Source organism: Amycolatopsis speibonae, assembly GCF_042647925.1.
GTDB classification, from domain to species: Bacteria; Actinomycetota; Actinomycetes; order Mycobacteriales; family Pseudonocardiaceae; genus Amycolatopsis; species Amycolatopsis speibonae.
Window position 1 is genome coordinate 20,079 of sequence record NZ_JBHRWK010000085.1, and the last position, 13,623, is coordinate 33,701.

Below are 13,623 nucleotides of genomic sequence, written 5' to 3' on the forward strand. Positions count from 1 at the left end.
CCCGGGTCCCCTGGCGGCTCACAGCCGCCAGGGGACCTTGTCTTCCGGCGCGTAGCGGCACGAAGACCCGGTGGTGACCGACGCGCGCAGGTGCGCGGCCAGCGCCGGGTGCTGTTCGTCGAGTTTGCGCAGGGTGTCCCGGATCCGGGCGGTCACCGTTTTGCGGGCGCGTTCGGCTTCGTCGCCGAGCCGCCGGGTGCGGCCGCCGAGCCCGGCGGCGGACCGCAGTTCGGCCAGCAGCGCGTCCCGTTCGCGATCCAGTGCCGCGGCACGGGCGTCTTGACCCAGCCCGGTCGCGGTGTCGATCAGTTCGTCGAGCTCGTCCAGCCGTGCGCGATACCGGGCCTTCGCCTCGTCGTCGAGGACAGCGTCCCCGCCGAGGCTCTTCGCGGCGACGACCACCTCGCCGCCTTCGGGATCGAGCAGCCGCACGGACGGTACTTCCGAACCCGGTCTGCCGAGCAGGAGATGCAGGTCCCGCAAGCCTTTCGAATCCGGAAGGTGCGCGGTGACGCCGTCGAAAAGCAGTGTCCAGACGGCTTCGTCGCGGCGGAACTCGGCCACCTGCGCGGCCGGCGCCCGCGCTTCCTGCCGCATCCGCGCCACCCTGGCCGCGACCTGCCGCATGCCGAGTGTGGCGGCATCTCCGTCCACTTCGGACAAGAGGGCTTTCGCGGCGGACGCGTCGCCTTCGAGGTTCCGGCCGAGCAAAGCCTCGGCCAGCCAGGATTCGGCCTCCACCGTCCAGGCCGCGGCCCGCAGCAGCTCGGCCGAACGCGCGGCGCGGCGCAACCTGTCCACGGCGTCGTTCCAGCGTTCCTGCGCGAGGTCGAGCCTGCCCAGCCAGAGATCTGCCGGGCCACCGGTTTCGCACCCATACAGCGAAACCAGCCATTCTCCGCTGTAGGGGACCAGAAGCTGGCGGGCGGTCTCACACCGTTCCGGATCGCGGGAGACAGCCGCGGTCTGCGCCTGGCAGCGCAACCACATCGCCTCCAGATCGCGCGGATAGGGTTTCGCATCAGCCGCCAAGTCGGTGAGCCGCACGGCTTCCCCCGCGTCTCCGGCCTGCGCGGCGGTGATCGCTTCCAGCACGCGGTTGTAGGAATAGCCTTCGCGGGACATCTCCCGGTGCAACCGGGCGAGGTCGTCGAACCGGCCTTCCAGGCACCAGCGGGTCCAGCGCTGCAACTGCCTGACGTCGCAGAAGAACGGGTGGGCGTCGGCCGACTGGCCTTCGATCGCCTGCTGGAGATACGCCTCGGCCTCGTCGAATCGCCCCTGGATGGTGGCGATGATGCACTGATCGATCATGGACGCCAGATGAGAACTCGGCACGCGGCCGGTGTCCGCCATGGCGACGAAGTCGTGGTACTGCCCGAGATAGCGCGGATCGCCTTGTTCCAGCAGTGCCACCCACTTGAACGACGACGCGAAATGTTCCAGTTCCGCGTTCCCCGTGCGGCGCCCGACCGCGATCAGTTCGTCGGTGAGCCGTTCCCGTTCGGCGGCGGTGCCCGGGCCCCAGATCGCGTCGTGCCGGGCCCACAGCCCGAACAACAGCGCGGAGTCGTCCTGATCGTCACGGGCTGTCATCAGGATGTGCGCCGTCAGATCCTGCGTCATCTCCTCGACGGAGCGGGGCCCGCCGGATCCCCCGCCGCAGAGTCGCCGGTGTGCCTCGATGAGCAGGGCGGTGGTCTCCTCGACCCGGAGCCCCTTGTGGTCGGACCGGATCAGGGTCAGCGCGAGTCGCGCGAGCAGGTCGCCTTCGTCGAGTTCACGGATGAGCGCCGACGCCGCGTCGAGGACCTCTCGGCCCTCTTCGGTCTCGTGGTGCCGGGTGAGATGCGCGCCCAGTTCGAGCGCGATGACCGCCCGGGGGCGGGGATCCTCGATGATCTCCATCGCCCGCCGGTAGTGCCCGGCCGCCTCCTCGGTGGCCATCCGGCCGGTGGCGTCCATCGCCGCGGCCAGCAACAGGTCCACGGCCTCGTCCGGATCGACTTCCGGTCCGGCCAGCAGCGCGTGGCGGGCCTTGTCGGCGGGGAAGAGCCGGTCCGGCGACTTCGGTGCCTCTCGCACTACCGCGACCACCGCGGCGTGCTGTTTCCGACGTTCCGCTTCGGACAGGCTCGCGTACAGCGTCTCGCGGACGAGGTCGTGGGCGAAAGCGAACCGGCCCTGGCCGTGCACCACGGCCAGCCGCGCCGCGACGGCCTGGTCGAGCAGCCTGTCCACCTGGGGCACGGGTGCCGACGCCACGCCCGCGAGCAGTCTGCGGTGGAACTCCCGGCCGAGTACGGACGCGGTGGTCAGCAGATCGAGAACTGGTTGGGGGAGCAGGGAAAGCCGCCGCTGCAACGCGTCGGCCACGCCGGGTGCGATGGTCTCGGCGGAGCCGCCGCTGTGCCAGAGCCGCGCGGTCTGCTCGACGAAGAACGGGTTGCCGCCGGTGCGACGGTGGACTTCGGCGACCAGCGCGCCGTCCGGTTCCGCGCCCGCTGTCCTGGCCATGAGCGCGCCGACCTCATCCGGTTCGAGCCCGGTGAGAGTGACCGAAGTGGCCTTCGCGAGCAGAGGCAGCACGAGCGAGCGAAGCGGGTGATCGGTCGTCTCGACCTCGACGTCGCGGTACGTGCCGATCAGCAGCAGCCGTTCGTACCAGGTGTGCTGCGCGGCGAACTCGAGCAACCGCAGCGACGCGGCGTCGGCCCAGTGCAGATCGTCGAGCACCACCACGATCGGCAGATCCTGGGAGGCGGCCACCAACGCGCTCGTCACCGCGTCGTACAGCCGGAACCCGTCCGCCGCGCCGTCGCCGCGGGTCTCGCCGAGCAGGACGTCCAGTTCGCTGTCGGCCATCGCGGCCCAGCGGCCCTGCCCGACCGCGCGCCGCAGCCCACGCACCACCTGCGTCCACGGCCAGTAGCCCGGCGCGCTCGCCGAGTCCCAGCAGGACCCGTTGAGCACCAGGCAGCCGAGGCGCTTCGCCTCCTCGGCGGCGCCTGTGACGAGCGTGGTCTTCCCGATCCCGGCCTCGCCGGTGACCAGCACCAGCCCGCCGTGGCTTTCGGCGGCACGGGCGATCTCCGCGCGGAGCACCCCGGCGGGGTGGTCGCGTCCGATGAGAGCGGCTGACATGTCCGAATCCTCCCAGTAGGGTCCGACACTTTCACGACGCCGGCCCGTTGTCAGGCGTTACCGGCGATCCGTGGTGACCGCCCGTGACCGACGTCTCCCGGTCACTGGGAACCTTCCGTGGCCCGAATCCGACTTCCTGGACGTGACGAATCGAGTGGGACGGCGGGTGAACAGCCGTCGAAGTTCGTGCCCCGTCGGGCGAACAAGGCCTGTTGTGCCAGGTCAGCTGGTCGGTGGCTGGAGTAGGGTGCGGGGTATGGGGAGCATTCGCTCGCGCGTGCTGGCGTGGATCGGCCGCCGCTACCTCGCGCGTCAGCAGAAGAACGGTTTCGACCTGTCCAAGATGTCGATCATCCCGGACAACGTGCTGTTGCCGCTCAAACGCGACGATCTCGACCCGGTGCCCGAACTGGGCCGGATCCGCGCGAAGGAGCCGATCAGCAAGCTGGAGCTGCCGTTCGGGATGAACGGCTGGCTGGTCACCGGCTACGACGAGGCCAAGGCCGTGCTCGGCAAGGTGACCGAGTTCAGCAGCGACTTCACCAACCTGGTCGGGAACGCGGGCGTGACCGAGGATCAGAACCCCGGCGGGCTCGGGTTCGCCGATCCGCCGGTGCACACCAGGCTGCGGCGCCTGCTCACGCCGGAGTTCACCATGCGACGGCTGTCACGGCTGGCGCCTCGGATCGACGAGATCGTCGCCGATCAGCTCGACGCGATGGCGAAGACGGACGGTCCTGTCGACCTGTGGGAGGCCTTCGCCCTGCCGATCCCGTCGCTGACGATCTGCGAGCTGCTGGGTGTCCCGTACGAGGACCGTGACGACTTCCAGCGGCTGAGCACCGCGCGCTTCGATCTTTTCGGTGGCGCCGGGGCGTCACTCGGCGCGATGACGGAGTCACTGTCCTATCTGGACGACATCGTCAAGAAGCAACGCGAGAACCCGGGCGACGGCCTGCTCGGCATGCTCATCAAGGAGCACGGCGACGAGATCGACGACCGCGAACTGGCCGGCCTCGCCGACGGTGTGCTCACCGGCGGGCTGGAGACCACGGCGAGCATGCTCGCGCTCGGCGCGCTCGTGCTGCTGAAGGACCGTTCGCTGTTCGAGACCATCCGTGGTGATGACGACGCCGTCCACAAGTTCGTCGAGGAACTGCTGCGGTACCTGACGGTCGTGCAGATGGCCTTCCCTCGCTTCGCCAAGGAGGACATGGAGATCGCCGGCGTCCGGATCGCGAAGGGCGACATCGTCCTGTGCTCGCTCAACGTCGCGAACCGCGACGGCGTCCTGGGCGAGGACATGGAGGAGTTCGACGCGACCCGTGAGCCGACGTCGCACCTCGCCTTCGGCTGGGGCATCCACCGGTGCATCGGCGCCGAACTGGCCAGGATGGAACTGCGCACCGCGTATCCCGCGCTGGTGCGCCGGTTCCCGGAGATGCGGCTGGCGATCGAACCGGACGAGGTGGGCTTCCGGAAGGTCTCGATCGTCTACGGCGTCGACGCGCTTCCCGTGCTGCTGGACTGAAATCTCAGGCGACTCCTCTCGGGCGGAACTGGACGCTGATCCTCGGCCCGACGGGTTTGGCGGTCTTGGGGACGGCGTGTTCCCAGGTCCGCTGGCAGCTGCCGCCCATGACGATCAGGTCGCCGTGGCCGAGGGCGTGCCGGATGGTTTCACCACCGCCACGCGGGCGCAGCGCCAGCTGCCGGGCGGCGCCGACCGAGACGATCGCGACCATGGTGTCCTCGGTGCGCGAGCGGCCTGTGTCGTCGCCGTGCCAGGCGACGCTGTCACGCCCGTCCCGGTAGAAGCACAGGCCGGAGGTCACGAACGGCTCGCCGAGCTCGTCCGAGTAGTGCGCGGAGAGGCTCTCCCGAGCCTCGGTGAGGATCGGGTGGGGGAGCGGCATTCCGTCGCGGTAGTAGCTCAGCAGCCGGGGGACGGCGACGACGCGGTCGTACATCTGCCGTCGTTCGGCTTGCCAGGGCACGTCTTCGGCGAGCCGGGTGAACAGCTCGTCCGCGCCGGCGAGCCAGCCCGGCAGCACGTCGATCCAGGCACCCCGGGACAGCTCGGTGCGCCGGAGCCCGCCGAGCGAGCCGAGCTCGAGAGCGGCGCACTCGTCGAACAGCGAGGCTTGAAGCGCGGGTGTCATGGCAACCGAACCTACCCCGTTTTCGATCATTTGTCGAACGCGTGTTCGACTGGGATAAATGACCTGCGTCCGGCGACGACGCCGGGCACGATGGTCCCATGATCGACACAGTCAAGTCCGCGGACGGAACGCCGATCGCGTTCGAACGACGTGGCGAGGGGCCGGTGGTGGTGATCGTCGCGGGCGCCGGCAACGACCGGCTCGGCGACGAACCGCTGGTCGCGGAGTTCGTGGCCGAGCACTCCGTGGTGACCTACGACCGCCGCGGCAGGGGCGACAGCGGGGACACCGCGCCGTACGCGGTCGAACGCGAGATCGAAGACCTCGCCGCCGTCGTCGCCGCGATCGGCGAGCCGGTGATCGTGCACGGCATCTCCTCCGGTGGCGCGCTGGCCCTCCTCGCCGCCGCGGCGGGAGTGCCGATGGCGCGGCTCTCGGTCTTCGAGTCGCCGTATCGCGGCGAAACGGAAGACGTCCCCGAGGGTTACGCCGAAGAGATGCGCGACCTGGTCGCGGCCGATCGATGGGACGACGCCGTCGCGCTGTTCACGATGTCCGCCGTCGGCACACCGGCGGAGGCCGTCGCCGAGGCCAAGGCGACGCCGATGTGGGCCGAACTCCGGTCCTACGCGCCCACACTCGTCTATGACGCTTTCGTGATGGGCGATTCGAAAGTGCCCGCCGAGCTGGCGTCGATCGCGACGCCCGTCCTCGTGGTGAACAGCAACGGCAGCACGGAGTGGCTGAAGGCCGCCGCACTCGCCACCGCGAAGGCGATCCCGGGAGCGAGGCAGGTCGCGCTGGACGGCGAATTCCACAGTGTCCCGCCGGAGCGGCTCATGCCGGAACTCAGCGCGTTCTACCGGGATCCTCGGTGAGGCTCAGGTAGGCCGCGCCGCGCGGGGAGATCCGGTAGCCGACTTCGAGGCTGAGCGTCAGGCCGAGATCCTTGAGCTTGCGGATGTCGACCTTCAACGGCTCCTTCTCGCGGCCGAGAAGATCGGCAAGCTCCTGGGCCCGGCGTCCGGGGTTGTCGGCGATGAGCCGCAAGGTCTCGTGGGTCCACGAGCGCTTTCTGTCCATCTTGGACAGTCGCTTGCGGATCGCTTCGGCGTCCTTTGCGGACAGTTCGGCCGCCGCGCTGAGCGCCTGCCGGGGATCGGGGCCGAGATAGCGCAGGCGGACGCGGTACACCGGAGCGTCCGAAGGGCCGCGCAGGGTCCCGCGGACCGCGTTCGCCGAGTCCGCTCCGGAACGGCGGGCGTCGGCATCGGTGATGGTGGCGGGGTCGACGATCTCGACCGAGTCGACCTCGATCACCCCGGCCTCCAGGCGCATGACGTCACCCGGGTGGACGTTCTGCTTCGACCAGCGCCGGAAGGTCAGGTCGATCGTCCCGGCGGCCAGTCCTTCGAGGACCGTCATGGAGAGGATCACCGTCGTTACCCAATCAGCGGGACGCCGGAGCGTCAACATCTTGTCCGATGACGGTTCGTGCTCGTACAGTCGCAGCCTGGTCCTGGTCTGGACCACCGCCGCCCTGAGTGTGCAGGAGGCAGGATGCGGAGACGACTTCGGACCGCCGGGGTGGCCGCGGTGGCCGTCCTCGGCCTGGTGGCGTCGGCGATGCCGGCGAGCGCCCAGGTCGGAACGGGCCCGTGGACGGCGGAGAATCCCTCGTTCAACGTCCAGGAACGCGGGTGCGGCGCGGTCGACGGGCTCAACTTCGAACTGACCTGTTCCACTGGAAGCGGGGATCAGCGGGCGGAACGGCGCTACGTGACCTACACCGGCGGGACCCGGCAGTTCGAGGGTTCGTTCCGGATCGCCAGCATGGCGGGCACCCGGATCAGCCTGAAACAGACCTTCCGCGACGCGCCGACCGCCGGGCCGTATTTCATGCTCGCGGTCGAACGCGGCGGGCGGCTCTACGCGGTCCACGGCGGGGAGACGCTGGGGAGCGGCGCGACCGTCGGGACGTCGGTGCGGGTCAACACCGTGCACCAGGTCGGGAGCACGCACAAGGTGTACATCAACGGTTCGCTGAAGCAGACCGTGAGCAGCAGCGGCGGCAGCTACTACGACAAGTTCGGCGCCTACCGGACGGCCAGTGGCGCCGGCCCGGTCAAGGTGACGTGGAGCGGGATCAAGTTCTGGCGGAAGTGAGCCTGCCGGAGTCCGGTGAGTGGCCGGTGCCGGTGGTCGTGAGTGGCGTGTCGTTCTCACCGTCCTTACCACTCACGAGCCAGGACCTCCTTGGTCAAGGGGTGAAGGTCGAGTTCCCTCGGCTGAGCCGAGGGAAGGAGGCCTTCACGGACTTCAAACGAGCGACGTCACCGAGCCGGTCGAGCGTGGAGGATTCGGGACATTCAACGTCCCGAATCCTCCACGCTCGGTCGTTTGCCACGGGTCGTGACCGGTACCTGATCAAGGTTCGAGACCAGAGTGACTCGCGCGACGATGTAAGAATCTGGCTCAACGTCCCAATTCCTGCATCGTCGACCCCGGCACACTGAATCTCCACCTTCGCGCAGGTCCGCGGTGGGTAGGCAAATACCGGCCCGTCCATCACGGGATGGGGCGTCACGGACCTCGGCGCCACGCGTCGAGGTCCGTCCACGCTTCGAGGGTCCGCCCGCTTTCGAACCGGCGGCGTTCGCCGGTGACCGGATCGGTGAACTCGAGGACCTTCGCCAGCAGTTGCAAGGGTTCGGTGAAGTCGTCGAGCGGGGTTTCGGTCAGGTCCGGGTAGAAGTCGTCGCCGAGGATCGGCAACCCGAGGCCGCTCATGTGCAGCCTGAGCTGATGGGTGCGGCCGGTCGCGGGGAGCAGGCGGTAGCGGCCGAGCCCCTCGCGGTGCTCGATCAACTCGACGCGGGTTTCGGCGTTGGGCGGCCCGTCGACCTCCTGCGCGGCGATGACCCCGCGTTCCTTGACGATGCGGCTGCTGATCTCGCACGGCATCGTGACGCTCGGATCATGGCGCGCGATCGCCTCGTATTCCTTGTGTACCAAGCGATCCCGGAACATCGTCTGGTACTTGCCGCGGACTTCGGGGGTGATCACGAACAGGATGAGTCCCGCGGTGACCCGGTCGAGCCGGTGCGCGGGGATGAGCGCCGGAAGATCGAGTTCGCGGCGGAGGCGGACCAGCGCGGTCTGCAGGATGTGCCGTCCGCGTGGGATCGTCGCGAGGAAATGCGGTTTGTCGGCGATCAGGAAATGTTCGTCGCGGTGCACGACCGAGACCTCGAACGGGACTTCGACCTCGTCGGGCAGATCGCGATGGAACCAGATGAACGAGTCCGGCACGAACGGCGAATCGACGCCCAGCGGCCCGTCCTGTCCGACGACGCGTTCCTCGCGGAGCATCTCCTCGATCCGCTCGGGCGCGACCCGGGGAAGCCGCTCGACGAGATGCTCCCGCAACGTCGTCCAAGGTCCCTCGGCGGGCATTTTGAGCCGCGCGGGATCGAGCCCGTGACGGGGCGGGAGCGGCGGGCGGAGCTTGCGTCTCATCACCGCGCACTCTAGCCGCGGGGGCTCATCCGGCCTGGTCGCGGGCGGCTGACGGCGGCACCGCGAAGGAGTGGGGTCAGGCGCCCGCTTGGTCCCGATACCGAGCGAGGTATCGCTCGGTGATCTCAGCCTCCGCGACCGCGATGGCCTCGGCGCGGGTCCGGCGGCCGGTGCCCGGCGGGAAGCCGTTCTTGGCGAGCCGGTGTTCGATGCTCTCCTCCATGTAGGCCATCGAGTAGAAGTACGCCACGAGCGCGGCCATCAGCACGATCGCCAGCCGCAGGGGGAGCGGGCCGGGCAGGAGCAGCCACACCGCGCAGAGCGGGGCGATCATCACCGTACTGCGGGCGACGTGCCGCCAGCGCCAGCTTTCGGTGGTCGCGTCATGGAGGATCCAGTCGTGGTAGCGCTCGGGCAGCCTGCCGCCGAGTGAGTACCACAGCCAGCGGAACACATCCGGGCGCTTGCGGGGCATCGGACGACTCCCTTCCGTCGATGTCTGCCACAGTACACTAATGATTAGCACGCTAATCATTAGTGTCGTGCACGCCACGGCTAGGATTCGCGGCATGAACTCGGAGGGGCCGGAGATGAAGTCGATCGATCTGGGCGAGGATCCGCTCGCGCTGGAGCGTCAGGTGTGTTTCGCGCTGTCGGTCGCTTCGCGCAGCGTCATCGCCATCTATCGCCCGTTGCTGGAGCCGCACGGGCTCACCCATCCGCAGTACCTGGTCATGCTGGCGCTGTGGGAGCGGGGGCCGCAGGCGGTGAAGGACCTGAGCGTCGCTCTGCGTGCCGAACCCGCGACGCTGTCACCGCTGCTCAAGAGGCTGGAGACGATCGGTTACGTCACTCGCAGGCGCAGTTCCGAGGACGAGCGGCTGCTGACGGTCGAGCTGACGGAATCCGGTCGCGCCTTGCGCGCGGAGGCGGAAAAGATCCCGTACCGCGTCGTGGAGAAGCTCGGAATGGAGGTCTCCGAGCTGGAGGCGCTGCACAAGGTCCTGACGCGGGTCATCGAAGCCACGGCTTGAGCGAACCGCAACCGTGGCGTGACGAAATGGGGGTGTGAAGCCGCGCCAGGGTGGGTAATTCCCGTCACGCCAACTCAATGTGACAGGAAGCTGAGGGACCGTGACCACCTCGACCCCCGCGCCCACGGAAGCAGGTCTGGATCTCATGACCAGGCTGAACGCCTATCTGGAGGACGTGGCAGCGGCACTGGGTATACGGATGGATTCGTGCACGGCGGACCTCACCGGCCCGGTCACCGCCCGGATGAGGCTGAACTGGCGCCTTCCCGGCTTCCCCGAGCGCGACGTCGATCTGATGTGGCACGAAGAGCACGGCTGGTCCGCCGCGGTCGCGACGCACGCGGGCGACGATCACCACGTCGTCGTCGCCTATCTCGGCGGCCGGACGGTGGCGTCGCAGCCGCGGCTCGTGGCCCGGTTCGCCGAAAGCCTGCGTACCGGTGAGCACCAGGACTGCTGGCCCGGCGCGCCGACGCTGCGCACCGCCGGCGGAGCGTCCGCGCTGGCCAAGGAACTGTCCGGCTGGGCCTGATCCTCAGGGGCTGACGGTCAATTTGCCGATGATGCGCGCGGTGACGGCTTCCAGGTTGTCGTCGAGAAAGAAGTGCCCGCCCTCGAACACGTCCATCTCGAAGGTGCCGGTGGTGTGCTCGCGCCAGTTTTCGACGTCCGGCACCTCCAGGACCGGGTCCGCGTCCCCGGCGAGCGCGACGACAGGGCAGGTCACGCCGGGACCGGGCCGGTAGCGGTAGGTCTCGACGGCCTTGTAGTCACCGCGCAGCGCGGGCAACGCGAGCGCGCGGATGTCCGGGTCGTCGAAGATCGACGGGTCGGTGCCGCCGAGCCTGCTGACTTCGGCGAGGAAGGTGTCGTCGTCGGCGAGGTGGTGCGCTTTTTCCTTGAACACTCCCGGGCCGCGGCGGGCCGAGACGAACAGGGCCGCCGGAACGAGGCCGCGCGCTTCGAGCCGCCGGGCGACCTCGAAAGCGACGATGGCACCCATGCTGTGACCGAAGAGGGCGAAGGGCTTCGGGAACGCGGCGACGACGTCCACCAGGCGCTCGGAGAGGGCGTGCAGATCGTCGATGACCGGCTCGTCCATGCGGTCCTGGCGTCCCGGGTACTGGGCGGTGTGCACCTCGATGGTGGGCGAGAGGGCCTTCGAAAGCGGCCGGTACGCGCTCGCCGAGCCACCGGCGTGCGGGAAGGCGATGAGCCGCATCCCGGCCGCGGGCGCCGGGTGGAAACACCGCGTCCAGCCGCGGAGAGCCTGCCCTGCCATGGAAAATCCCCCAATCCATGCGGGAACGACCCCCGCGACACTCGAATGTACGGGGAATTCGCGGGGCGAGTCCATGGCTGTGCGGGGTTGTTCACGCCGGGGCGGGATGGGAACACTGGACACCGGCCCATATCCAGGGCCTGGCGGAAGGGAGCGAGTGTGGCGGAGGACCTGAAGATCCGGCTCGGCGCGGGGCTGGGGACCGGGACGGCGCCCGAGGAGTTCGGCCCCGCGGTCGACCTGCTGGAGCAGGCGGGCGTCGATTCGCTCTGGCTGCCCGAGGCGGTGTACTCGCCCAGGATCGACCCGGTCGTCGGAGTGACGCACGCGCTCGCCCGCACCTCGAAACTCAAGGTCGGCACCGGCGTGATGGTGCTGCCCGGCCGTGACCCGGTGCTCGTCGCCAAACAGCTCGCCTCACTCGCCGCGCTCGCGCCGAAAAGGGTGCTCCCGGTCTTCGGCCTGAAGCCCGCCCGGGAGGCGGAACTGCCGCTTTTCCCGGTGCCGCAAGGCCGTCGCGCCGCGGTGTTCGACGAGTCGTTGCTGCTGATCAAGGCGTTGCTGGAACAGGAAGAGGTGACCTTCGAAGGCGAGTTCTTCCGCGTCGAGGGCGTCGGCTTGGGAATGCGCCCGGTCAAACGGCTCGACCTCTGGCTCGGCGGGAAGGCACCCGGCGCGCTGCGGCGGGTCGGCAGGCTCGCGGACGGCTGGCTGGCCAGTTTCCTCACCCCGGAGGAAGCGCGCGCCGGTCGCGAGGCGATCCAGAAGGCCGCCGCCGAGGCGGATCGTGAGGTCGAGGCCGACCATTTCGGGATCAGTCTCGTCGTCGCCGAGGGCGGGATCCCGGACGCGCTCGCGGATTCGGTCGCGGCACGGTCCGACGCGGACCCCTCCCGGCTGATCGCGGGCAGCTGGAAGGCCGCCCGCGACCTGGTCGCCGAGTACATCGACGCCGGGCTGAGCAAGTTCGTGCTGTACCCGGCCGGACCGGAGCCGATCGAGCGGTTCGTCGAGAACTTCGTCGAGCATGCCGTCCCGATGCAGAACTAGTCGAACTTCAGCTCTTCGGTCCGCCGCGGCATCAGCAGCAGCGCGCCGACGCTGAGCACGGCCACCACCAGCATCGCCAGGAAGACGTGGTGCGTGGCGTCCGCGAGGGCGCCACGCACGAACGTCGTCGTCGGGGTTTCCGGGCCGTTGCCACCCAAGACGACACTGGTCGCGTCGACGCCGGACGGCAGGCCGGAGACCCCGGCGGGTGGGTTGGCGAAGCGGTTCGCCAGGGTGGCGTTCGCGATCGCGCCGAACATCGCCACGCCGACGGCGCTGCCCAGCGAGCGGCTGAACATGTTGGTCGCGGTGACGACGCCGCGGCGTTCCCAGCCGATGGTGGACTGCACGGCGATCAGCGTCGGGCTCGACGTCAGGCCCAGCCCCAGCCCGAGGACGAACGCGGCCGCGGCCGCCAGCCAGATCGACGACCCCGCCGCCAGGAACACGGTCAGCCCCGCGCCCGCGATGACGGCCCCGCTGCCGATCAGCGCGGTGTCCCGGAAGCCGATCCGCATGTAGATCCGGCCAGCCAGCGACGCCGAGATCGGCCAGCCGACGGTCAGCGCGGCGAGGGCGAATCCGGCGACGAGCGCGCCGGTGCCGAGTACGCCTTGGGAGAAGGTCGGCAGATACGAGGTGAGGCCCATCAGCAGCATGCCGACGACGACGGCGACCAGGTTCCCGCCGATCAGTGTCCGTTTGGTGAAGATCCACAGCGGCAGCACCGGCTCCTCGGCCCGGCGTTCCACGAACACGAACGCCACCAGCAGCGACACCGCGCCGGCGAAGATCGCCAGGCTCGGCGCGGACGCCCAGCCCCAGGCGACCCCGCCCTCCAGCAGGCCGAGGATCAGCAGCGAACAGCCGAGGGTGAGCAGCGTGGCGCCGAGGTAGTCGATGCGGTGCGAGCGGCGTTCGACGCGCTCGCGGAAGTTCCGGAACAGCATCCACGCCGCCAGCGCCCCGAGCGGCAGGTTGATGAAGAAGATCCAGCGCCAGTCGAGGTACTCGGCGAAGACACCGCCCAGTGTCGGACCGACCACCGACGAAATGGCCCAGACGCTGGCGAGATAGCCCTGCACCCTGGCGCGTTCCTCGACGGTGTACATGTCGCCGACCATGGTCAGCGCGATCGGCTGGATGGCGCCCGCGCCGATGCCCTGCACCGCGCGGGCGGCGATCAGCACCGGCATGCTCCAGGCCGCGCCGCACAGCACCGAACCCAGCAGGAACGCGGCGATCCCGAAGAACATCACCGGCCGCCTGCCGAGCACGTCGGCGAACTTGCCGTACAGCGGGACGGTGACCGCCTGGGTCAGCAGATAGATCGAGAACAGCCACGGGAACTGCGAGAACCCGCCCAGGTCGGCGACCACCGAGGGCACCGCCGTCGCGATGATGGTCGAGTCGAGGGCGATCAGGCCGGAAC

General features: G+C 69.3%; 13 protein-coding genes. 6 read left to right on the forward strand and 7 right to left on the reverse strand.

What is annotated here, in order from left to right; all coding sequences use genetic code 11:
- Window positions 1-18: 18 nt before the first annotated feature.
- Complete coding sequence (locus ACFOSH_RS38135; RefSeq protein WP_378245587.1) at window positions 19-3,144, reverse strand: ATP-binding protein; 3,126 nt, start codon at window positions 3,142-3,144, stop codon at window positions 19-21.
- Window positions 3,145-3,400: 256 nt separating this feature from the next.
- Here ACFOSH_RS38135 and ACFOSH_RS38140 point away from each other — a divergent pair, with 256 nt between their 5' ends.
- Window positions 3,401-4,675, forward strand: a complete 1,275-nt coding sequence (locus ACFOSH_RS38140; RefSeq protein WP_378245589.1) for a cytochrome P450 — start codon at window positions 3,401-3,403, stop codon at window positions 4,673-4,675.
- 4 nt (window positions 4,676-4,679) lie between these two features.
- Here ACFOSH_RS38140 and ACFOSH_RS38145 read toward each other — a convergent pair whose 3' ends face one another.
- Window positions 4,680-5,306 carry an alpha-ketoglutarate-dependent dioxygenase AlkB gene (locus ACFOSH_RS38145; RefSeq protein WP_378245591.1) on the reverse strand — a complete coding sequence of 209 codons (627 nt, stop codon included), beginning with the start codon at window positions 5,304-5,306 and terminating at the stop codon, window positions 4,680-4,682.
- Between the two features lie 98 nt (window positions 5,307-5,404).
- Between ACFOSH_RS38145 and ACFOSH_RS38150 the strand changes: the two genes are divergently transcribed.
- Window positions 5,405-6,184, forward strand: a complete 780-nt coding sequence (locus ACFOSH_RS38150; RefSeq protein ID WP_378245593.1) for an alpha/beta fold hydrolase — start codon at window positions 5,405-5,407, stop codon at window positions 6,182-6,184.
- Here the strand turns inward: ACFOSH_RS38150 and ACFOSH_RS38155 are convergent.
- Window positions 6,156-6,731 carry a hypothetical protein gene (locus ACFOSH_RS38155; protein ID WP_378245595.1) on the reverse strand — a complete coding sequence of 192 codons (576 nt, stop codon included), beginning with the start codon at window positions 6,729-6,731 and terminating at the stop codon, window positions 6,156-6,158. The genes ACFOSH_RS38150 and ACFOSH_RS38155 overlap by 29 nt on opposite strands.
- Before the next feature lie 135 nt (window positions 6,732-6,866).
- Between ACFOSH_RS38155 and ACFOSH_RS38160 the strand changes: the two genes are divergently transcribed.
- Window positions 6,867-7,472 (forward strand): hypothetical protein, encoded by a 606-nt coding sequence (locus ACFOSH_RS38160; protein ID WP_378245597.1) that lies wholly within the window; start codon window positions 6,867-6,869, stop codon window positions 7,470-7,472.
- Between the two features lie 417 nt (window positions 7,473-7,889).
- On the opposite strand, the gene ACFOSH_RS38165 is transcribed toward ACFOSH_RS38160, so the two are convergent.
- Window positions 7,890-8,825, reverse strand: coding sequence for a pseudouridine synthase (locus tag ACFOSH_RS38165; RefSeq protein ID WP_378245599.1), 936 nt, complete (start codon window positions 8,823-8,825; stop codon window positions 7,890-7,892).
- A gap of 76 nt (window positions 8,826-8,901) precedes the next feature.
- A complete protein-coding gene (locus tag ACFOSH_RS38170) occupies window positions 8,902-9,300 on the reverse strand; it encodes a DUF5313 domain-containing protein (RefSeq protein WP_378245601.1) in 399 nt (132 codons plus the stop codon).
- A 115-nt stretch (window positions 9,301-9,415) separates the two neighbouring features.
- On the opposite strand from ACFOSH_RS38170, the gene ACFOSH_RS38175 reads away from it, so the two are divergent.
- On the forward strand, window positions 9,416-9,859 hold the full coding sequence (locus ACFOSH_RS38175) for a MarR family winged helix-turn-helix transcriptional regulator (protein WP_378245613.1): 444 nt from the start codon (window positions 9,416-9,418) through the stop codon (window positions 9,857-9,859).
- A gap of 100 nt (window positions 9,860-9,959) precedes the next feature.
- The gene (locus tag ACFOSH_RS38180) at window positions 9,960-10,391 is read left to right on the forward strand and encodes a DUF6292 family protein (protein WP_378245603.1); all 432 of its coding nucleotides are present in this window, start codon (window positions 9,960-9,962) and stop codon (window positions 10,389-10,391) included.
- Between the two features lie 3 nt (window positions 10,392-10,394).
- On the opposite strand, the gene ACFOSH_RS38185 is transcribed toward ACFOSH_RS38180, so the two are convergent.
- On the reverse strand, window positions 10,395-11,141 hold the full coding sequence (locus ACFOSH_RS38185; protein WP_378245605.1) for a thioesterase II family protein: 747 nt from the start codon (window positions 11,139-11,141) through the stop codon (window positions 10,395-10,397).
- A 159-nt stretch (window positions 11,142-11,300) separates the two neighbouring features.
- Between ACFOSH_RS38185 and ACFOSH_RS38190 the strand changes: the two genes are divergently transcribed.
- Window positions 11,301-12,191, forward strand: a complete 891-nt coding sequence (locus tag ACFOSH_RS38190) for a TIGR03854 family LLM class F420-dependent oxidoreductase (protein WP_378245607.1) — start codon at window positions 11,301-11,303, stop codon at window positions 12,189-12,191.
- Here ACFOSH_RS38190 and ACFOSH_RS38195 read toward each other — a convergent pair.
- Window positions 12,188-13,623: MDR family MFS transporter (locus ACFOSH_RS38195; RefSeq protein WP_378245609.1), on the reverse strand; the 1,436-nt coding region annotated here is incomplete at its 5' end. The two genes, ACFOSH_RS38190 and ACFOSH_RS38195, sit on opposite strands and share 4 nt — an antisense overlap.